General features: G+C 66.2%; 18 protein-coding genes and 1 pseudogene. 14 read left to right on the top strand and 5 right to left on the bottom strand.

Features of this window, described 5'->3' with window-relative positions; all coding sequences use genetic code 11:
* Positions 1-87: 87 nt before the first annotated feature.
* A complete protein-coding gene (locus BHU06_RS18885) occupies positions 88-783 on the bottom strand; it encodes a TetR/AcrR family transcriptional regulator (RefSeq protein WP_070400770.1) in 696 nt (231 codons plus the stop codon).
* A 201-nt stretch (positions 784-984) separates the two neighbouring features.
* Here BHU06_RS18885 and BHU06_RS18880 point away from each other — a divergent pair, with 201 nt between their 5' ends.
* The 11 genes from BHU06_RS18880 to BHU06_RS18830 are packed head-to-tail and all read left to right on the top strand — an operon-like array spanning position 985 to position 11,185.
* Positions 985-2,172, top strand: a complete 1,188-nt coding sequence (locus tag BHU06_RS18880; protein ID WP_070400769.1) for a lipid-transfer protein — start codon at positions 985-987, stop codon at positions 2,170-2,172.
* Between the two features lie 25 nt (positions 2,173-2,197).
* Entirely contained in the window at positions 2,198-2,437 is a 240-nt protein-coding gene (locus tag BHU06_RS18875; protein ID WP_070400768.1) for an SDR family oxidoreductase, read from the top strand.
* On the top strand, positions 2,409-3,671 hold the full coding sequence (locus BHU06_RS18870; RefSeq protein ID WP_245980922.1) for an ABC transporter substrate-binding protein: 1,263 nt from the start codon (positions 2,409-2,411) through the stop codon (positions 3,669-3,671). The genes BHU06_RS18875 and BHU06_RS18870 overlap by 29 nt, the downstream gene beginning before the upstream one ends.
* A gap of 48 nt (positions 3,672-3,719) precedes the next feature.
* Positions 3,720-4,577, top strand: coding sequence for a branched-chain amino acid ABC transporter permease (locus BHU06_RS18865; protein WP_070400766.1), 858 nt, complete (start codon positions 3,720-3,722; stop codon positions 4,575-4,577).
* Entirely contained in the window at positions 4,574-5,542 is a 969-nt protein-coding gene (locus BHU06_RS18860) for a branched-chain amino acid ABC transporter permease (RefSeq protein ID WP_070400765.1), read from the top strand. The genes BHU06_RS18865 and BHU06_RS18860 overlap by 4 nt, the downstream gene beginning before the upstream one ends.
* Positions 5,539-6,291, top strand: coding sequence for an ABC transporter ATP-binding protein (locus BHU06_RS18855; protein ID WP_070400764.1), 753 nt, complete (start codon positions 5,539-5,541; stop codon positions 6,289-6,291). The genes BHU06_RS18860 and BHU06_RS18855 overlap by 4 nt, the downstream gene beginning before the upstream one ends.
* Positions 6,288-6,995, top strand: coding sequence for an ABC transporter ATP-binding protein (locus BHU06_RS18850; protein ID WP_070400763.1), 708 nt, complete (start codon positions 6,288-6,290; stop codon positions 6,993-6,995). Before BHU06_RS18855 ends, BHU06_RS18850 begins: the two co-directional genes overlap by 4 nt.
* Positions 6,996-7,035: 40 nt before the next feature.
* Positions 7,036-7,629, top strand: coding sequence for a carboxymuconolactone decarboxylase family protein (locus BHU06_RS18845; protein WP_070400762.1), 594 nt, complete (start codon positions 7,036-7,038; stop codon positions 7,627-7,629).
* A gap of 43 nt (positions 7,630-7,672) precedes the next feature.
* Complete coding sequence (locus BHU06_RS18840; RefSeq protein WP_070400761.1) at positions 7,673-9,274, top strand: AMP-binding protein; 1,602 nt, start codon at positions 7,673-7,675, stop codon at positions 9,272-9,274.
* Between the two features lie 15 nt (positions 9,275-9,289).
* On the top strand, positions 9,290-10,123 hold the full coding sequence (locus tag BHU06_RS18835; RefSeq protein WP_070400760.1) for an SDR family NAD(P)-dependent oxidoreductase: 834 nt from the start codon (positions 9,290-9,292) through the stop codon (positions 10,121-10,123).
* A gap of 9 nt (positions 10,124-10,132) precedes the next feature.
* A complete protein-coding gene (locus tag BHU06_RS18830; protein WP_070400759.1) occupies positions 10,133-11,185 on the top strand; it encodes an MBL fold metallo-hydrolase in 1,053 nt (350 codons plus the stop codon).
* Between the two features lie 442 nt (positions 11,186-11,627).
* Here the strand turns inward: BHU06_RS18830 and BHU06_RS18825 are convergent, their stop codons facing one another.
* The 4 genes and pseudogenes from BHU06_RS18825 to BHU06_RS18815 form a co-directional block, all read right to left on the bottom strand.
* The gene (locus BHU06_RS18825; RefSeq protein ID WP_070400758.1) at positions 11,628-13,634 is read right to left on the bottom strand and encodes an autotransporter-associated beta strand repeat-containing protein; all 2,007 of its coding nucleotides are present in this window, start codon (positions 13,632-13,634) and stop codon (positions 11,628-11,630) included.
* Positions 13,635-13,843: 209 nt separating this feature from the next.
* Positions 13,844-13,990, bottom strand: a pseudogene (locus BHU06_RS22610) (AraC family transcriptional regulator); the annotation flags it as partial.
* A 362-nt stretch (positions 13,991-14,352) separates the two neighbouring features.
* The gene (locus BHU06_RS18820; RefSeq protein WP_070400757.1) at positions 14,353-15,291 is read right to left on the bottom strand and encodes a sugar kinase; all 939 of its coding nucleotides are present in this window, start codon (positions 15,289-15,291) and stop codon (positions 14,353-14,355) included.
* Complete coding sequence (locus BHU06_RS18815; protein ID WP_070400756.1) at positions 15,288-16,340, bottom strand: SPFH domain-containing protein; 1,053 nt, start codon at positions 16,338-16,340, stop codon at positions 15,288-15,290. Before BHU06_RS18815 ends, BHU06_RS18820 begins: the two co-directional genes overlap by 4 nt.
* 75 nt (positions 16,341-16,415) lie before the next feature.
* On the opposite strand from BHU06_RS18815, the gene BHU06_RS18810 reads away from it, so the two are divergent.
* From BHU06_RS18810 to BHU06_RS22605, 3 genes are all read left to right on the top strand, one after another.
* Positions 16,416-17,159: an NUDIX domain-containing protein gene (locus BHU06_RS18810; RefSeq protein WP_070400755.1), complete on the top strand. Its 744-nt coding sequence runs from the start codon at positions 16,416-16,418 to the stop codon at positions 17,157-17,159.
* A gap of 5 nt (positions 17,160-17,164) precedes the next feature.
* On the top strand, positions 17,165-17,983 hold the full coding sequence (locus tag BHU06_RS18805) for an isochorismatase family protein (protein ID WP_070400754.1): 819 nt from the start codon (positions 17,165-17,167) through the stop codon (positions 17,981-17,983).
* Between the two features lie 199 nt (positions 17,984-18,182).
* Complete coding sequence (locus BHU06_RS22605; protein WP_139147117.1) at positions 18,183-19,163, top strand: hypothetical protein; 981 nt, start codon at positions 18,183-18,185, stop codon at positions 19,161-19,163.
* Positions 19,164-19,286 lie beyond the last annotated feature (123 nt).

Raw genomic sequence — 19,286 nt, 5'->3', positions numbered from 1 at the left:
GCTACGACGTCCGAAGATCTGCAGACGGGTATGAACGCCTGCTTCTCGAAGACCATCACCGCAGCGGATATCGCTACGGCTGTAGTACTAATCGCGGTTCCAGGCGGCCATCAACATCGCGCCGACCTCGTCAGCACCAACATCTTTCTTTGCGAATGTGCGCCGCGCGGTAGTCCGGCCTGTCCGCGTGCCATCCTGAGTCACTTTCGGAGTGGCTGAGTCGATCAGAAGTCCACCCAGCAATACCCGGTAGAACTCCTGAAAGGCCTCCTCGATGGTCAGGTTGGCCTGGGCGAGGAAGGCCGGGCGGCGCAGCCTCAGCGCGGCGCCCAGGATGAGTTCGGACACCACCAACCCGTGGCAGGGCGCGAACACGCCCTGCTGCACTCCCTCGTCGATCAGTTGGGACAGCCTCATGGTGCGCGCCTGTTGGTAGCGGTCGAAGATGCTCCTGGCGGTCGCGGAGTATTCCAGATCCTTCAGGAACTGGACGCCGATCCGGCCGGCCGCCTGAACACCTACGTTGAGGTAGGCGGCGAGCGCCGCTGTCAGATCCTGCTCACGGCCGACCAGCGCTTCGCTCTGGCCCAGGATGCGGTTGAAGAAGTGCTCAGCCGCCGCGCAGAAGATCTCTTCCTTCGTCTGCGCAACGTCGTAGAGGCGCCGCCGCGAACAGTGCAGCCGTGCGGCGATCTCGCCCACCGTCAGGCCGTTGATGCCCTCCGCGAGCAGCAGATCGGTCAACGCATCCATGAAGTCGTCGTCGGTGAGATTCTTTCTCATAAGGGTTTTCACCAGTCAAATTCGGTACCAAATCATTTGACATGGTACCGATGAAGGGCATCTAATGGTACCAATTTATGCGAAATAGTACCCACTGAAAAGCATGCACAACGTCCTTCCCGCTGTTGCGGACAGCATGCGGATTGTGCGGTGCGCTTCGATTCAACGTACGTTTTGATGAATCAACCCGGAGGTATCGCAATGTCAGAACCCGTTCTCGTCGCCGGTGTCGGCATGACCCCTTTCAAGAAACCCGGAGACAACCTGCCGTATCCGGAAATGGCCGCGCAGGCGATCCGCCAGGCGCTGCAGGACGCCGGCCTCGCCTACTCCGACGTGCAGGACGTCTATGCGGGTTATGTCTATGGCGACTCGGCCAGCGGCCAGCGCGCTGTCTATGAAGTCGGCATGACCGGCGTGCCGGTGATCAACGTCAACAACAATTGCGCCTCCGGCTCCACTGCGCTGTACCTGGCGCGCAAGGCAGTGGCCAACGGCTCGGTCGACTGCGCCCTCGCGGTGGGCTTCGAGCAGATGCCTTCCGGTGCCCTGAAGAACTATTGGGATGACCGGCCCGACCCGCTTGATCGCTTCAACGGGGTCATGGACGAAGTGTTCGGCCATCCGGAGCTGCCCATGGCGATCCGCTACTTCGCCGCGGCGGGCCGCGAGCACATGGACCGGTACGGCACCTCGCTGGAAACCTTCGCCAAGATCCGCGCCAAGGCGAGCCGCCATGCCGCGCGCAATCCGCTGGCGCTGTTCCGCAAGGAGGTGACGGAGGAAGAAGTGATGGCTAGCTCGTCCCTGGTGCCCGGCACCATGACCCGCCTGATGGCCTGCCCGCCAACCTGCGGCGCCGCGGCGGCGGTATTTGTCAGCAAGAAGTTCGCGCAGAAGATGGGGCTGGGCACCAACGTCCAGGTGCTGGCGCAGTCGCTGGTGTCCGACCGTCCCGGCACGTTCGACGAGAAGTCGGGGATTTCCGTCGTGGGCTTCGACATGACGCGCGAGGCCGCCCACCAGGTCTACAAGGCGGCGGGCGTGGGGCCGCAGGACATCGACGTGTGCGAACTGCACGACTGCTTCGCGCAGAACGAGCTGCTCAGCTACGAGGGCTTGGGGTTCTGCCCCGTCGGAGAGGCCCAGGCCTTCGTCGAGGCCAACGGCAACACCTATGGCGGCGCGGTCGTCGTCAACCCCTCGGGCGGGTTGCTGTCCAAAGGCCATCCGCTGGGCGCGACCGGCCTGGCGCAGTGTTACGAGCTGACCCACCAGATCCGCGGTAGCGCCGAAGAACGCCAGGTTGAGGGTGCGCGATTCGCCCTGCAGCACAACGCGGGCCTGGGTGGCGTCACCGTGGTAACCCTGTACGGGCGCGCAGGCTGAGCGAGGCATCCGCTCGAACGTGCTGATGCCCGACCTGATGAATACGCCCATGGTTCGGCAACCTTCACTGGCCTTGGCGGACGGATATCAGGAGGCCTCGCTGGAAGAAACGCTGGCCAAGCGGGACCGGCAGCGTCCCATGGGCCGCATGGGAGAGGCATGGGACGTGGCCTACACGGCCCTGTGGCTGGCGAGTGACGAATCCAAGTACGTCACTTCCGCTGAAATCATGGTTGATGGCGGCATTTTCGCCGGCATCGGCTGACCTGGAATTCATGGTGACCAACGACAGGAGACAGATCATGGGTAGCGTTGCGAAATGGTTCAAGAAGAGCATGGTGGTCGCCGCGGCGGCGGCCATGGGGTTGGTGTCCAACGGGTACGCCCAGACCAAGCCGGAAAAGTTCAAGATCGGTGGCGTGCTGTCGCTGTCCGGCCCCTACGGGCTGCTGGGCGAGGACATGCGTCGAGGCGCGCAGGTCGCTGTCGAGGAGCGCGGTGGCAAGGTGCTGGGCGTCCCCATCGAAATCACCTGGGAGGACGATGAGACCAAGCCCCAGCCGGCCGTGCAGAAGGCCACCAAGCTGATCTCCGAGGGCTCGCACATGATCTTCGGCGCGCTCAGCTCCGCCTCCACGCTCGCCGTCATGAACCTGACCAAGCAGCGCAAGGTTCCCCACCTCGTCACCATTTCGGCGGACGACAAAATCACCGTGCCTGGCGGCTCCCGCTACACCTTCCGCACGTCGAACAACCTGGGCATGGAAAACCGCATGGCGCTGGTGTACATGCAGGACAAGAAGCTCAAGAAGATCTACGCCGTCACCGCCGATTACCAAGCCACCCGCGACGGCTATGAGTGGATCAAGAGCCAGGTCGGGTCCACCGGTGTACAGATCGTGGGCGAGGACTTTCCGCCCCTGGGCAACCGCGACTACTCGTCGATCGTGGACAAGATCGCCAAGTCCGACGCCGACGGCGTGCTGCTGATGCTGACGGGTTCGGACGTGGTCACCCTACTCAAACAGGCGGGCCAGGTGAACCTGGGCAAGAGCAAGGTGCTTTTCGGACCTGTGGTTGCCGATGAAACCATGGCAGCGGCCGCTGGGCCGGCCTCGCTGGGCGTCAATTCCGGCTTGCGCTATGACCACACCATCGACACCGCCGCCAACCGCAAGTTCGTCGAAGCCTACCGCAAGAAGTTCGGCGTCTCTCCCAGCATGACGGCCGGGGAAGCCTACGACGGCATGGCCTGGTGGCTGGACACGGTGGAAAAGACTGGCTCCTGGGACAAGGAAAAGTGGGTGGACGCCTTCGCCACCAGCGTCCGCGAGAACTCCGTGGAGGGCAAGAAGACCATGCGCGCCTGCGACCACCAGGCCTTGCAGCCGGGCTTCTGGGGCGAGGTGGTGCAGGGCACCCCGCCGGCCCCCCTCCTGACGATGAAAATCACCAAGGTCTTCCCCGAAGAGAAGCTGTTCGAGGCCTGCAAGAGCTGAGGGCTGTTGCGGGGCGCCGCCCCGGCCCCCCGCACTTGGTGAATCACTATGTCAACTATCGTGATTGGCTTGAGCCTGGGCATGCTGCTCTTCCTGTTGGCGGCGGGTCTGACGCTCATCTTCGGCATGCTGGGCGTGATCAACTTCGCCCACGGTGCCATCTACATGTTGGGCGCCTACGTCTCGTATGAAACGGGGCGGCGAACGGGCTCGTTTCTCATGGGGGTGCTGGCTGCCACGTTCTTCACCGCGCTGGCGGGCGCGGTGATCGAGAAGCTGACGCTGCGCCCGCTCTACGAGCGCCCGCACTTCTACCAGTTGATCCTGACCTTCGGTCTGATCCTGATCCTGAGCGACCTGGTGCGATTCGTCTGGGGTCCTGGCTACCAGGAAGTAGCGATTCCGCAGCTGTGGAACGGCACCGTGGACATGCTGGGCAGCACGATCCCGATGTACCGGCTGTTCGTGATCGGGTTCGGCGCACTTGTCTCGGCGGGCCTGTACCTGGTGCTGGAGAAAAGCACCTTCGGCATGCTCGTGCGGGCCGCCAGCAGCGACGCGGAAATGGTGCGCATCCTGGGCCTGCCGGTGGGCACGATCCGCATGGCGGTCTTCGCCACAGGTTGTGGCCTGTCGGGCTTGGCGGGCGCAATTGCTGCGCCGCTGTTCCCCATCGAATTGGGCATGGCGACCAACACCATCATCGACTGCTTCATCGTCGTGATCCTGGGCGGCCTCGGGAACATCCGGGGGGCGATTGCCGCGTCCATGCTGATCGGCATGGTGCGTGCGCTGGGCTATGTGTACCTGCCCGGCTGGGTGGACATCATGACCTTCGTGCTGCTGATTGGCACCCTTTTGACGCGGCCGCAGGGCCTGTTCTACCGGACGGCGAGGACGGCATGAAACTCACCAGATTCGACATCTGCTTTGGCCTGCTGCTGGCCGCGGCGGGCATCTTGCTGCCCTTCCTTCACCCAGGGGAGGCGCTGATCCAACTGGTCACCCTGGCGGCCATCTGGGCGATCTTCGCCGTCGGCTTTGACTTCGTCTTCGGCGCGCTGGGCATGGTGTCGTTCGGGCACGCCACCTTCCTCGGGGTGGGCGGCTATGCCGTGGCCCTGGCGACGCAGAAGTACGGGTTGCCCTTCTCCGCTGGCGTCGGCCTGGCCATCATCGTGGGGGCCGCGTTCGCCTTGCTGTTCAGCTTCTTTGCGCTGCGGGTGTCCGGCATTTTCTTCGCGCTGGTGACCCTGGCGTTGTCCCAGTTGATCTTCATCCTGGCGGACAGCAAGCTGCGCGGCTTCACCGGCGGGTCGGACGGCATCTCGGGCGTGGAGCGGCCGGGTTTCCTGGGCATCGACTTCTACGACCCCGTCCACTACTACTGGTTCGTGCTGGGCGTGTATGCCCTAGTCATGTTGGCGGTGATCTCGCTGCGCAGCTCGCCGTTCGGCCGCGTGATCGCGGCGATCCGCGGCAACGAGACCCGCGCCGACCAACTGGGCTTCAACGTCAATCGATACAAGCAGATCACCTTCGTGATCTCGGGTGGCCTGAGCGGCCTGGCGGGGGCTCTGCTGGCCTCGCTGCTGATGTACATGAACCCGCAGATGCTGCACTGGACGACCTCTGGGGACGTGATCATCATGACCCTGCTGGGCGGCTCCGGCTCGCTATGGGGCGCCACTGTCGGCGTGATCGCCTTCGAGGTGCTCAAGGAGTGGCTGAGCAGTTGGACCGAGTACTGGTACGGCGTGCTGGGCCTGGTGTTCATCCTCACGACCATATTCTTCCCGCGGGGCATCGTCGGCGAACTGGAGAAGGGCTTTGCGGTGTACCAGAAGAACCGGCGGAGAAGTCCCCGATGAGCCAGGCGGCACTGCGATGCGAGGGCGTGACCGTCAGCTACGGCGCCCTGAAGGCGGTCAACGACGTCAGCCATGAGTTCCAGGAGGGCCGCATCTACGGCCTGATCGGGCCCAACGGCGCGGGCAAGACGACGCTGCTGAATGTGCTCGCCGGGCGGCAGATGCGCCATTCCGGCAAGGTTTACTGCGGCGGCCGGGACATCAGCCAGCGCCCAGCCCACGAGCGGGCCCGCATGGGCATCGGGCGCAGCTTCCAGATCATCAAGATCTTCGGCGAGATGACGGTGGCGGAGAACCTGATGGTCGCGGCTCAGTCGCGCAGGCCGGGGTTCCAGCCCTTTTGGATGAGCCGCCACTTTGACCGGCAATTCCGCGAGCAACTGGATGCCATTTTGGAGCTGACGGGGCTGACGGCCCACCGCGACGACATCGCGGGTACGCTGCCCTACGGCCTGCAGCGCTCGCTGGAGCTGGGCGTGACCCTGCTGCCCGACCCCAAAATCCTGCTGCTGGACGAGCCACTGGCCGGCATCGGCCACCATGAGATCCAGGCCGCACTGGCCCTGATCCGTAAGGCCGCGCAGGGGAGGACGGTGCTGCTGATCGAGCACAACATGGACGTGGTGATGTCGCTTTCCCACGAAATTGTGGTCATGAGCAACGGCTCGGTCATTGCGTGCGGCTCTCCCGAGGCTATCCGCCGGAACGAATCGGTGCGCTCGATTTACCTCGGGGAGGACGCGCAGTGATCGAACTCGAAAAAGCCAGTATCAAGTACGGCCAGGCCCTGGCGCTGGAAGAAATCTCAGTGCGGATCGATTTTCATGAGATCGTCGCCATCGTCGGGCGCAACGGCGCGGGCAAGACCACCTTGCTGAAAGCCCTGATCGGCCTGATGCCGCTGGTGGCCGGCCGGCGCCTGCTGGGTGAGCAGGACATTTCGGGCCTGGGCGTGGAAGCCATCGCCAAGCTCGGCGTGGCGCTGGTGCCGGACACGCGCCGCATCTTCCCCAACCTTTCGGTGCTGGAGAACCTGAAGATGGGCGCGCTGGCCCACCAGCCGGGGCACTGGACCCTCGATCGGGTGCTGGACGTGTTCCCGCGGTTGCGGGAGCGGCTGAACTTTGGCGGTGACCAGCTTTCCGGCGGCGAGCAGCAGATGCTGTCGATCGGGCGCGCCCTGCTGGGCAACCCGCGCATGCTGCTGCTCGACGAACCCACCGAGGGGCTGGCGCCGGTCATCGTAGCCCAGCTGGTCCGGGTGTTCAGCGAGGTCCATCGCCAGGGCACCGGCATCGTGCTGGTGGAACAGAACCTCAAGGTGCCGATGAAGCTGGCCCACCGTCAGTACGTGCTGGACCACGGCCAGGTCGCCTGGTCCGGCACGGCCCAGGAGTTGGATGCGCAGCGCGCCCACGTCGAGGGTCTCATCACGACGGGCGCGGCGGCGTGACCGCTCCGTGTTCACAAAAATCTCAAGTCAAGGCATGCCCATGAACGTCCACACCGCCGCGCGCATCGTGCCCCTGCATGAAAACGACCCCCGCTCCCAAGACCCCGTGCTGGAAGAGTTGGTGGATTTCGTCGGCTATCGCCCGAATGCGCTGCTGACCATGGCGCGCAAGCCCGGCGTGGTGCCCGCGCTGCTCAAGCTGCTAGGCGTGACGCTGCGCGGCGACGGCCTGCTCACGGAGCCACTGCGCTTCCTGGTCGCCGCGGAAGCCGCGCGCGGCGCGCGTTGCCGCTATACGACGACACACCTCGTCCATGCCGCCCACCACCTGGGCATCGGTTGGGACAAGCTGGCCGCGCTGCCGTCCTACTTGGACGATCCCCGGTACACCGGGCAGGAGCGCAAGGCGCTGGCCATCGCCACCGCGGGCGGCACCCTGCCGGTGCGCGAACCAGCCCAGGCCATCGGGCAGGCCCGGCAGGTCTTCACCGAGGAGGAAGTCGTCGAGATCGTGTCCTGCGTGGCCATGGTCGGATGGTTCAACCGCTGGAACGGCCTGATGGGATCGGTGCTGGAGCCAGTTCCCTCGGAGGCGCTGGCCCACGTTCCCTGGCTCAAGAACCTGGAAGTCTGAGCCTGCCCCACATCGATATTCCAAGGAATGGAGAAAGAGACCCATGTACAGCCGTATCCACGAACCCCACGCATGCACGCTGACCGATGCCCTGCGCGAATGGGCCACCAGCCACCCTGGCGCGCCCTGGCTGGAGGACAGCCGGGGCAGCACCCTCACTGCGGAGCAGGCCTTCGCGAGCAGCCAGCGGTTTGCCGGCTTCCTACACCAACTGGGCGTGCAGCCTGAGGAGCGCGTCGGCGTCTTCATGTTCAACAGCTGCGCCATGGTGGCGACCACGTTCGGCATCGGCTACCTGCGGGCCACAGCGGTGATGCTCAACACCGAGCTGCGCTCCTCATTCCTTCGTCACCAGTTGAACGACTGCCAACTGGCCACCATAGTGGTGGACGCATCGCTGGTCGAACACATCGCCATCCTGGCGGAGGAACTGCCCCACCTGCGCACCCTGATCGTGGTGGGCGATGCGCCCGCCGCCGTGCCCGAGCACTTGCGCCAGGTGGCCTGGACGGACAGCAACGCCTGCGCGCCTTGGGAGGGCCCCGCGCCGAGGCCCGAGGACATCTTCTGCATCATGTACACCTCCGGCACCACCGGGCCGAGCAAGGGCGTGCTGATGCCGCACTGCCACTGCGCACTGCTTGGGCTGGGGTCGATACGCAGCCTGGAAATCACCGAAACCGACAAGTACTACATCTGCCTGCCCCTGTTCCATGCCAACGGCCTGTTCCTGCAACTGGGGGCCACGGTGCTGGCGGGCATCCCGGCCTTCCTGAAGCAGCGCTTCAGCGCCAGCACTTGGCTGGCCGACATCCGGGAATCCGGTGCCACGCTGACCAACCACCTCGGCACCACAGCCATGTTCGTCATCAATCAGCCGCCCACGGAGCAGGACCGCAACCACCGCTTGCGCGCCAGCCTGAGCGCACCCAACCCCGCCCAGCACGAAGCCGTGTTCCGCGAGCGCTTCGGCGTGAAGGACGTCCTGTCCGGGTTCGGCATGACCGAGGTCGGCATTCCCATCTGGGGACGCATCGGGCAGCCGGCGCCGAACGCGGCCGGCTGGGCGCACGAGGACCGATTCGAGATCTGCATCGCCGACCCAGAGACCGACGTACCCGTGCCGGTCGGGCAGGTGGGCGAAATCCTGGTGCGGCCCAAGGTGCCCTTCGGCTTCATGGCGGGCTACTTGAACGTCCCGGCGAAAACGGTCGAGGCATGGCGCAACCTCTGGTTTCACACGGGCGACGCCGGCACGCGGGACGCGCAGGGGCTCATTACCTTCGTGGACCGCATCAAGGACTGCATTCGCCGACGTGGCGAGAACATCTCGGCCACAGAAGTCGAGGCCGTGGTGGGCCAGTTGCCGGGTATCCACGAAGTGGCGGCCTACGCCGTTCCGGCGCAGGGCGCGGGCGGGGAGGATGAGGTGATGCTGGCCCTGGTGCCCCGCGAAGGCGCGGTGCTGGACATGGCGGACATCGTCCGCCAGGCCAGCGCTCAGCTGCCGCGCTTTGCCAAGCCGCGTTACTTGCGCCAGATGGACAGCTTGCCGAAGACGGCGACCGGAAAGATCCAGCGCGCCGTCCTGCGCCAGCAAGGCAGCGTTGACGCCTACGACGCCGAGGCGGCAACCGCCCGGTAAACACAGAAGCACACCATGTCGGAAAAATTGCGGGGCAAGGTGGCCGTGGTCACCGGATCGGGCCGGGGCATCGGCCGGGCGATGGCCCTCAAGCTCGCGAGCGAAGGCGCCCGGCTCGTCCTCAACGACCTCGACAACGAGCCCGCCATGGCCGTGCGCGAGGAAATCATCGCGCTGGGCGGCGAGGCGGTGGCCTGCTGCGGCAGCGTGGCGGACGCAGATTTCGCGGACCGGCTGATCGGCACGGCCACCAGCGCGTTCGGCGGGCTGGACATTCTTGTGAACAACGCAGGCTACACCTGGGACAACGTCATCCAGAAGATGACCGACGAGCAATGGCACGCGATGATCGACGTGCACCTGACCGCGCCGTTCCGCATTCTGCGGGCGGCGCAGCCGGTGATCCGGGCGCTGAGCCGGACCGACGCCGAGGCCGGCCGCCGCGTGGTGCGCAAGGTGGTCAACATCTCCTCGGTCGCGGGTGTCTTCGGCAACGTGGGGCAGGTCAACTACTCTGCCGCCAAGGCCGGCATCGTGGGCCTGACCATGACGCTGGCCAAGGAGTGGGGTCGCCTGAACACCACGGTCAACTGCGTGGCCTACGGCCTCATCGGGACCCGCATGACCGAGGCCACCACCGATGCCGGCGCCGCCATCCAGGTCGATGGACGCGCGATCAAGGTGGGCGTGAACCCGGACCTGATGGCCATGCTTGAGCGCAGCATCCCGCTGGGCCGGGCCGGCACGCCCGAGGAGGCCGCCGGCGCGGCCTACCTGTTCTGCATTCCTGAGTCTGACTACGTGAGCGGCCAGACCCTGCTGTGCACGGGCGGGCTCACCGGCATCTGACCTTGCACCATGACGAAGCCCGACACTGCTGCGCTGACCTACCCGTTCGAGCCGCCCGCGCCGCGCCACACGGTCGAACTCGCCCCCGGCGTGCGCTGGATCCGCCTGTCGATGCCATTCCGGCTCGACCACATCAACGTCTGGACCATCGACACGCGCGATGGCTGGGTGCTGGTGGACACCGGCCTGAACGATCCCGCCACCGTGGCCGACTGGTTGGCCCTCATGGCGCAGGGTCCGCTGGCGCGCCCCCTGCAGGGGGTGTACGCCACGCACATGCACCCCGACCACATCGGATTGGCCGGCTGGTTCACGCGCCGTGCAGGCATACCATTGCACATGAGCCGGCTGGAATACCTGAGTTGCCGCGTGATGCATGCCGACACGAATCGCGAGGCGCCGCCCGACGGCGTGCTGTTCCACCGCCGCGCCGGCTGGTCGGAAGCGGCCATCGAAGGCTACCGCAGCCGCTTTGGCAGCTTCGGCAAGCACATCCACGCGCTACCCGAGAGCTTCCGGCGCCTGCAGGATTGCGATCTGGTGCCATTGGGCCCGCACGACTGGCGGGTCATCACCACCGGCGGCCATTCGCCGGAGCATGCCTGCCTGTACTGCCACAACCTGAATTTGCTGATCGCGGGCGACCAAGTGCTGCCGCGAATCTCGTCGAACGTATCGGTGTTCGCCACCGAACCTCAGGCCAATCCGCTCAAGGAGTGGTACGAGTCGCTGGACAAGCTGGCGCGGGAGGTGCCCGCCGATGTGCTGGTGTTGCCCTCCCACAACGAGCCCTTCTACGGGCTGCACCAACGCCTGGACTCGCTCAGGGCCAGCCAGGACCAGGCGCTGGAGCGGCTGCGCCAATCGCTATGCAACGGGCCGCAACGGATCGTGGACGTGTTCCCCGCCCTCTTTCACCGCGCCATAGGGGCGCAGGATGGACAGCAACTGAGTCTCGCCACGGGCGAGGCCGTGGCTTGCATGAACTACCTCATCGCGGAAAGCGCCGTGGAATGCGCCGTGAGTGGAGACGGCGTCGCATGGTATGCACTGAAGTCGTGAAGGTCGCGCTACTCTCCAATCTCAGGCTAGCAATCATGATGTCAACGAGTGCGCGACTTCGATACTCCATGCGCCACATCGCTCCGGGCAGCATGGCGAGGATTTCGCACGGACGATAGGTCTGTTCGATTGGCTGAATCTGGGCAGCCACCGCGCGAGGCCGGTCGGCAGATGCGAAGGTTCCGATCAAGGGGTCCTTTTGATTTCAGTGCAAAAAGTGACGTATAACTCTCCAGTACTGACGCGGGGGGGTGGTCGGTAAGTCATTGATTGTTCGAACATTGCTGTTCACTTCGCCGCAGCGAATCGTTTTCGGCCCCCAAATCGTCGAGGAGCGCGGCCATGCAAGGCTTGCAAACGTCTTACCTGTGCCTGCGCGACATCGCGTGCGAACTCAGCGAGTTCGAGTTGCAGGCGTTTTTCAGCTGCAGTGCACCGAGCACTAGTTGCTGGCGCGATGGCGCAGCGGCAGCCTCAAGCTGGGCTTGGCACTGCAGATCGGCTTCGCGCTCATGAGCGGCCGGTCCTTGAACAGTGTGCGGGTCGTGCCCCCAAAATTGCTGCGCCACCTTGACCACGAACTGGGGCTGATGGTGCGCTCCGCGCTGATGATGCGCGCCCAGGTCTGACGCTCGGCGCCGCGGGCGATGCCATCGCCGATGCGCTGGTGCCAGTTGCCCAGCATCACGGCGTTCCCCAGGCGCAGTTGCTCGGGCAGCGCGGCGAACAGCGGCACCTCCACGCGGTAGGCGGGCGTGGCGGCATCGGCCGCCAGCGCGCTGGAGCGCAGGAACCAGTTCTCCCCCGCGCCGTTGGCGTCCGCCGCGTACAGGCGGTACTCGTAGGCGCCTGCGTCGACGTGATCACCCGCGAGCCGGAAGGCGTCTCGGGTGGTCTGGGCCGTGGTGGTGGCGCCGTTGATGGCGCTGATGACCTCGATGCCGTCGCCCGTGGTCAACGCGCCCAGGCCGCCGAGGTTGGTGACCTGCACGGTGGTGGTGCCGCTGGCGCTGGCACCGGCGCCATCGAGCACCAGGCGGTCGCTGACGCTGCTGCTGTCGCCCAAGGCGGTGCCGATCCTCAGCAGCGCGTTGTGGCCCACGTAGGCGCCGCTCACCGTCAGCCGGCTGCCCGGCGCGGCGCCCAGCAGCGCGACGGTGCCCGCGTTGTCCAGGCTGGCCACGGTCTGGTCCAGGCCCGCCGTGTCGAGCGTGGCGCCGGCCGCCACCGTGTGCGCGGAGGCCGCGCTGAAGGCGTTGGCCACGCCGGCGCGCAAGGTGCCGGCGGTGATGGTGGTGGCGCCCGCGTAGGTGCTGAGACCGGACATCGTCAGCGCCCCCAGGCCGAGCTTGTTGAAGCTGGCCGCGCCGGTGAAGGCGGTGCCGATGCCCACCGCATGGTTGTTCGTGTCGAGCCACACGCCCTCAGCGCCCCCGGCCAGTGTGGTGAAGCCGCGCAGAAAGTCCGACTCGTCCCAGGTCACCCGCAGGATGCCGCCGTTGAGGTCGAGCGTGGCGGCGCCGTCGCCCCGGATCACCACGTCGGTTTCAAGTACGCCGCGCGCGAGCGCATTGCCGTTGAGGTGCAGCGTGCCGGTGGAGCCGGCCTGAACGGCGATGCGGGCCAGTGACGTTCGCACCGTGCCGCTGTCTTCGATGGTCAGTTCGCCGGTGCCCTCGTAGCCGACGTTCAGTTGCGCGGAGAAATCGAAGCTCGACGCGCGCCCACTGACGGCGTCTTGCCCCGACACCGTGGCCGTGCCGTTGCCGCCCACCTGGTAACCGATGTAGGCGGTGTGGCCCGTGATCGCACCGCCGTCTTCAACGAACAAGTCACCAGGGTCCAGAAAACCCACATACAGGTTGTTGCCGAGTTCCCAGGTCGAGACGCGGCCATTGCCGTCGCTGCCCCTGACCGTGACCGTACCGCTGGAAACGCCCGGGCCCACGCCGGTGGTGCCGCCAATGGCGCCCTGGACACTGCGCACCAGGCCTCCGTTCTCGATGAGCAGCGAGCCCGCGCCGGCATTGCCCACGGTGAGGGTAACGGCATTGATCCAGGTCGAGCGGTTGCCATGGACGTCAACGCCCGAGACGGTGGCCGATGCCGTGCCGCCGCCCGAGGCGATGTTGCCGAACGCGTTGCTCACCAGGCCGCCATTCAGGATGGAGAGGGACGCCGTGCCGCCCGCGCCGACGGCCAGATCGCCCGGCATGGTCCAACTCGACACGCTGCCGCTGGCATCGCTGCCCGTGACGGTGACAGTGCCGTCGCCCCCGGTGTAGCCGAGCGCGCCGGTCGCGCTGCTCGCCGTGGCGCCGCCCTGGATGGTCAAGGTGCCCACGCCGCCGGTGTCGCCGACATAGATCTCGCCACCCGGCACGTCCCAGGTCGGCGTCGAGACAGGGGCCGGATTCACGTCACCGATGGCCGTGATCGATTGCGCCATGGGGCGCCCAGGGTCGCGCAGACCAGGGCCAGCACCGCCGTCGACAGGCGCGAGCGCCGGTGGCGCAAGGATCCATCGCGACGCTGCCCCCGCACCGGGTGGCACACGGCATCGTTTGTCTTCCTTGTCATGACAGCTCTTGCCTCCCTAAGGTCAGTCAGCGCGGACAGGTGCCAGCGCTACTGTAATGGAAGCAGCGCGTGTCAGCCTCAGTGGCGCCGCGCGCCGTCGCGATAGGCCTGCGGCGTGACGGCGTGCTGGCGCGCGAACGCGCGCTGCAGCGCGTCCACCGAACGGAAACCGCTGCGGCTGGCGATGCGGTCCTGCGTCCAGTGCGTCTGCACCAGCAACTGCGCCGGCGTGTGGCACAGCTCAGCCGCGAAGGCGCGAGCAAGGCGCCGGAGACGACATTGATGCCATTGGAGTCCAGAAACAGGTTACCGGCCTCGAGGGTGAAGGCACGAGGCGCAATGAAGTAGATCAGCGGCGCGCCGGGCGTTGGCGCGCGCGCCCACTGACAAGCGCCAACAAATCTCGCCGAGTCCGAATACCTGGGTGCTGCAAAGCTCGGTATCTGCAGCGTCACTTCTAGGCCACGATGATGCGGCTTGGCTTGAGGCAGCCGCACGGCAATGCGCCTCGATTCCCCCGATGAGGGCCCATCTCTGCCCCACTAGACAAGACCCTCATTTGCTCAACACCGATACCCAAACACTGCTCAAAGCACCAGTTTGCCGGTCGTCCTCGAGGGCTCAATCCTCGCCTCCATCCCCGCAGTGAATTGCAAGTGGTCGGCCTCCATGCCGTCCGAGAAGATGACCCCGTTGTCCGGCATGCGCGAGCGCACCCGCAGCGGCGCGCCCGCCAGCACCCGCCCGTGCACCAGCGTGGCCTGAGAGGTGCGCGTGGGGAACGGCTCGCGCACCGCGAACACCAGGGCCCGCTCCTCCCAGGGCATGGGCTGGTAGTCCTCGTCGTCGGTGCTGGCGCCCAGGCTGCGCGCGATCGCGAGCGACCCGGTGACGATGCTTTTGAGCCAGGCGGTGGAGCCCAGGCCGGTGGAGACGATCAACCCCGAGGAGGACTGGAACTCGGTGGTCGACCCGTGCGACAGCTCGTACAGCGCCGAGGTGTGGCTGCGCGGACCGACGAACAGGTCGTTCACCGCGCGCAGCACCTGGCCGTCGCTCAGTCGTGCCTCGGCCATGGTCACCGTGCGGGTGTCGCGCCGGTCCGCCGCCACGCCCGGCAGGATGGCGGCGAGATCGGCCGGCTGGAACGGCAGCAGCACGCCGTCCCAGCGCGAGGGCTCGGGGTTGAGCCCCACCAGCGGCTGGCCCTCGAGGTACTTCATGGTGTTGGCCACCAGGCCGTCCTGGCCCAGGGCCACCACGATGTCGCTCGGCGCGAAGACGAAGTTGGCCAGCAGCGAACGGTCGACGATCTGGTAGCGCCCCCAGGCCTGCAGGGCCTGCACCGTCACCCGCAGGCTGGCCGCGTAGGCCTCGTTCTCCTTGAGGTAGTCCGAGAAGTCGGCCCCCAGGTGCTCCACATAGAACCTCGCCTGCCCGAGCGTGTTGTGGCGCGCGATGAGGGTATCGAGCCGCGTGCGCCGCGTCACCAGCACCACCCGCCGATCGCTGGCGGCGGTGGTCACGCCGACCTCCGCGTGACCGCCGACGCCGCGGCCCCACCGCCCGCGCCCAACAGGGAGTTGAGCAACTCGGGCGACAGGTTGAGCTGCCCGATTCGCTCGGCCCGCTCGGCGATGCCGCCGAAGGCCTGGGCGATGAGCTGGCCCGGCTGCATGCCCACGGCCGCCAGCGCCTGCACCACCCGGGGGTCGGCCTTCTCCAGCGCGTCCATCACGGCGCGCACCTTGTGCGCCTGGGCCTCGGCCGCCTGGCGCGTGTTCTCGGCTTCGCTGGCCACGAAGGCCTTGCGCTGGTTCTCCAGCTCGATGTCGGCGCCCATCTGCTCGGCGCGCAACTCGTTCTGGCGCCGCATGGCCGCGGCCCGGGCCTCCATCTGTGTCTCCTGGATCTCGCGCTTCTTCACCTCCACCGCGATCTCGGTGTCCAGCTCGTTCTGGCGGATGGCCCGCTCGTTCTGCACGCCGGCCATGCGCCGCTGCGAGATGGCGTCGTCGGCCGCCTTGAGATTGGCCTCCCGCGCCTCGGCCTCCAGCGCGCGGGCGATGTCGGGCGTGGGCTTGATCGCCACCACCGCCACCCCCAGGATCTCCAGCCCCAGCGCCTGCACCTCGGGCTGGCGGCCCAGTTGCTCCTGAACGGCGCGCGCGACCTCGGCCGTGGCCTTGAGCGCGTTGCGCAGCGACAGGCCCTGGATCACCTGTTGCACGATGGCGCGCACCTGCATCACCACCCGGTCCTGCAGGCGCTCCGGGTCCTCCGAGGCGTAGGTGGTGCCGTCGGGCTCGAGCGAGAAGTCCATCAACTTGTAGATGCGGCCCGGGTCGCCCACCCGGTAGGTGAGCTCGCCCTGCACCGTCACGCCCTGGAAGTCGCTGGTCACCAGGTCCAGCATGAAGCCGGCGTCGCGGCTGGCGATCGGCACCGCGACCAGGGAAGTGGTGGGTGCGTAGTAGAAGAAGGACAGCCCGGCCCCTTCGCGCACGAGCTTGCCGCCGCGGAACTGCATGAGGTGGGTGGTGGGCTGCGACTTGATGAAGCGGATGCCAAGCATTTGGGGCTCCTTATTGAGTTGTACTGTACAACTCTTATGGGTTGTATAGTACAACTCAAACCGGAGATGTCAAGCATGGCCAGCCAACGATCCCCTTCTCGCGTTGCGGCACCCGACTTCGAGCGACCGCTGGTCACCGTCGACGTCGTGATCTTCACGGTGCTCGACGAGCAGTTGAAGGTGCTGCTGGTGCGCCGCCCGGAGGCAGCCACCGATCCATTCCCGGGCCGCCTGGCCCTGCCGGGCGGATTCGTCAACGTGGACCTGGACGCCAGCCTGGCCGACTGTGCGCTGCGCAAGCTGGGCGAGAAGACCGGGTTCAGCGCGCCCTACCTGGAACAACTGGGCAGTTGGGGCAGTGCGACGCGCGACCCCCGCGGGTGGTGCACCACCCATGTCTACTTCGCCCTGGTCCCACCGCCCGCCGACAGCGAGGAGATGGCGTCGGCGGCGTCGGAGTGGATCGAGGTCAACGCGGCCCTGCGCAAGCGCCTGGCCTTCGACCACGCGGAGATCCTGGCCGCGGCGGTGGAGCGCCTGCGCGGCAAGGTGGAGTACACCTCGCTGCCGGCCTTCCTGCTGGAGGAGCCCTTCACGCTGCCGCAGTTGCAGCGCACCTACGAGATCGTGCTCGGCCGCCCCATGGACAAGAGCGCGTTTCGCAAGCGCATGCTCGATGCGCAGTTCCTGCTCGAGGCGGGTTCGATCGCGGGCGACGCGGGGCGTGCGGCCATGGGCTATCGCATCCTCGACCGCGAGCGCGCCGCGGTCTTTCCGCGCACCTTCCGATCGGTCGAATCGCCTGCCAGCAAGGAGTGACTGCCATGCGCACCCAACTGCTCATCATCGATCCCCAGAACGACTTCTGCGACATCGAGGGCGCCGCCCTGCCGGTGGCCGGCGCCAACGAAGACCTCAAGCGCCTGGCCGGCCTCATTGACTCGAACGCAAGCCGCATCGGCGGCATCACGGTCACGCTGGACTCGCACGCCAGCGTGGCGGTCGAGCGCACCACCTTCTGGCTCGGCCCGGACGGACAGCCCGTGGCGCCGTTCAGCTTCATCACCGCGGACGATGTGCGAGCCGGCTCCTACCGGCCGCGCGACGCCCGCCTGACCGAACAGGTGATCGGCATGCTCGAGCAACTGGCCGCGGCCGGCAAGGCGGGCATGGTGGTCTGGCCGGTGCACTGCGTCACCGGCACCTGGGGCCACAACATCCAGGGCGATCTGGCGCGCAGCCTCGCGGCCTGGGAAATGGCGCACCAGCGCGCCGTCACCAAGGTGCTCAAGGGTGAATACCCACTGAGCGAGCACTTCGGTGTGTTCGAGGCCGACGCGCCCGTGGCCTCGGTGCCGGCCACGCAGTTCAACACCACGCTGGCCACCGCACTGGCCGACGGTGCCGAGGTGATCGCGATCGCGGGCCAGGCCTCGAGCCACTGCGTGGCGGCCAGCTACGACCAGTTCATGCGGTTCCTGGGCAGGAGGACGCCCGCGGCCACGCCCCGGGTGGTCCTGCTTCGCGACTGCATGAGCCCGGTGCCCGGATTCGAATCACTCGCCGACGACCTGTTCGACCGGGCGCGCGCGGCAGGCACCGAGGTGATGACGGTCGATGAATTCGCCCGCAGCCTCGTCTGAGGTGGGCAAAAGAACGGAGCGACAACAAGTGTCTCGCGCTCTCAGAATTTGCGGCATATCCGAAGTCGTGTACGGAGTATCCGATAGCGCAAATTCGTCGTCCGCTCGCGTTCGTCGGCCACTTCGAACTCGAAGCTTGCTTCGCGATGCAACGTGACGTAGCCTGACTTCGTGGGCGCTTTGTCCCACGACTCGGGGGTTGCTCTCCGAACGTCCTGCAACACCGCAGGACCTGCACCGCAACCGTTCCACCTTTTTGGAGGCGAACATGGTTGCAGATGCCAAGGAGCGCACCGACGCTCGACCCACTTCTTCACTCATTGGCGGACGAGGCTTCCGCCACCCGTTGCTGCTCATCGCAACGGACACGAACAACGCACCTCGGCGATTCGGCGCGTTTCGACGCCTGATCAGACGAGCGCTCTCATCCCCTGTGGAGAGCCCCAGGCGTTCAGAACTTGCCATCAGGGTCCTCGAAGAGCTCGAGGCCCTTGAGCTCGATGATGACAGCGTTCGGAATTTTCGCAACGAGTGGCTGCACGAGATGGGCCGAAACACGCGAAACGCCTATCTGCTTGAGGCGTTCGCCATGGTCCAGTTGGCCATGAGTGATCTGGCGCTCGCTCATGGTGCATGGCAAGTGGCGCCGACGTCGCTGGGCAACTATGGGCTGCCCAGGCTTGTGCTCGCAGAGACGGCTTCGGCGAGTGCGCCGCCCAAACTTCTGGTTCCCGCATCGGTAGCTGAAACACTCCTCAAGTGCATCGACTTGGCGATGGAGGCTGAGCGGGACGCAAAGCTTTCGACTTGGTCCACGCGAGACTGTTTGGCGGTCATCCGTGCCATTGCGGTCCTATCGGTCAACGACACGCAGCACTTTCCGTTGCGCGCAGAAGCGGCTCGCAAGCAGTTCTTCGAGAGTGTGGGCATGGGGCTTTGGATTGCGTTGACCAAGCACCTGCGCCAACGACGGGATGCCATGGAATGTGCGACTTTATGGAATGGTCGACTGCAGCAGATCGTCGCGCTGAACGTCTTTGGAGGTGACCAAATCGCTGCAATGGCCTCCACAGCGCAAGGCGCGTTTTCGACCATCGATGGAAGCGCCGACGCCACGCAAACAGCGCATGTGCTTCGGGTGGTTCACGGACCGATCAATCCCGGCAACTGCAAGGAATGACCTGCCCCCCACCAGCCGTACCAGTCTGAAGTTCGTGAAGTCCGTCAACCACCAGGAGAATGACGGACATGAAGAAGAGCAGATTCACCGAGGAACAGATCATCGGCTTCCTCAAACAGGCCG

The sequence above is a fragment of the Hydrogenophaga sp. PML113 genome (assembly GCF_001777155.1).
GTDB classification, from domain to species: Bacteria; Pseudomonadota; Gammaproteobacteria; order Burkholderiales; family Burkholderiaceae_C; genus Hydrogenophaga; species Hydrogenophaga borbori.
The sequence above is the reverse complement of the archived record's forward strand: the minus strand, read 5'-3'. Positions and strand labels throughout refer to the sequence as shown.

Bases quoted from the DNA above. Each gene is read 5' to 3' on its own strand.
- BHU06_RS18885 (WP_070400770.1), bottom strand. From the start codon at position 783: ATGAGAAAGAATCTCACCGACGACGACTTCATGGATGCGTTGACCGAT.
- BHU06_RS18880 (WP_070400769.1), top strand. From the start codon at position 985: ATGTCAGAACCCGTTCTCGTCGCCGGTGTCGGCATGACCCCTTTCAAG.
- BHU06_RS18875 (WP_070400768.1), top strand. From the start codon at position 2,198: ATGCCCGACCTGATGAATACGCCCATGGTTCGGCAACCTTCACTGGCC.
- BHU06_RS18870 (WP_245980922.1), top strand. From the start codon at position 2,409: ATGGCGGCATTTTCGCCGGCATCGGCTGACCTGGAATTCATGGTGACC.
- BHU06_RS18865 (WP_070400766.1), top strand. From the start codon at position 3,720: ATGTCAACTATCGTGATTGGCTTGAGCCTGGGCATGCTGCTCTTCCTG.
- BHU06_RS18860 (WP_070400765.1), top strand. From the start codon at position 4,574: ATGAAACTCACCAGATTCGACATCTGCTTTGGCCTGCTGCTGGCCGCG.
- BHU06_RS18855 (WP_070400764.1), top strand. From the start codon at position 5,539: ATGAGCCAGGCGGCACTGCGATGCGAGGGCGTGACCGTCAGCTACGGC.
- BHU06_RS18845 (WP_070400762.1), top strand. From the start codon at position 7,036: ATGAACGTCCACACCGCCGCGCGCATCGTGCCCCTGCATGAAAACGAC.
- BHU06_RS18840 (WP_070400761.1), top strand. From the start codon at position 7,673: ATGTACAGCCGTATCCACGAACCCCACGCATGCACGCTGACCGATGCC.
- BHU06_RS18835 (WP_070400760.1), top strand. From the start codon at position 9,290: ATGTCGGAAAAATTGCGGGGCAAGGTGGCCGTGGTCACCGGATCGGGC.
- BHU06_RS18830 (WP_070400759.1), top strand. From the start codon at position 10,133: ATGACGAAGCCCGACACTGCTGCGCTGACCTACCCGTTCGAGCCGCCC.
- BHU06_RS18825 (WP_070400758.1), bottom strand. From the start codon at position 13,634: ATGGCGCAATCGATCACGGCCATCGGTGACGTGAATCCGGCCCCTGTC.
- BHU06_RS18815 (WP_070400756.1), bottom strand. From the start codon at position 16,340: ATGCTTGGCATCCGCTTCATCAAGTCGCAGCCCACCACCCACCTCATG.
- BHU06_RS18810 (WP_070400755.1), top strand. From the start codon at position 16,416: ATGGCCAGCCAACGATCCCCTTCTCGCGTTGCGGCACCCGACTTCGAG.
- BHU06_RS18805 (WP_070400754.1), top strand. From the start codon at position 17,165: ATGCGCACCCAACTGCTCATCATCGATCCCCAGAACGACTTCTGCGAC.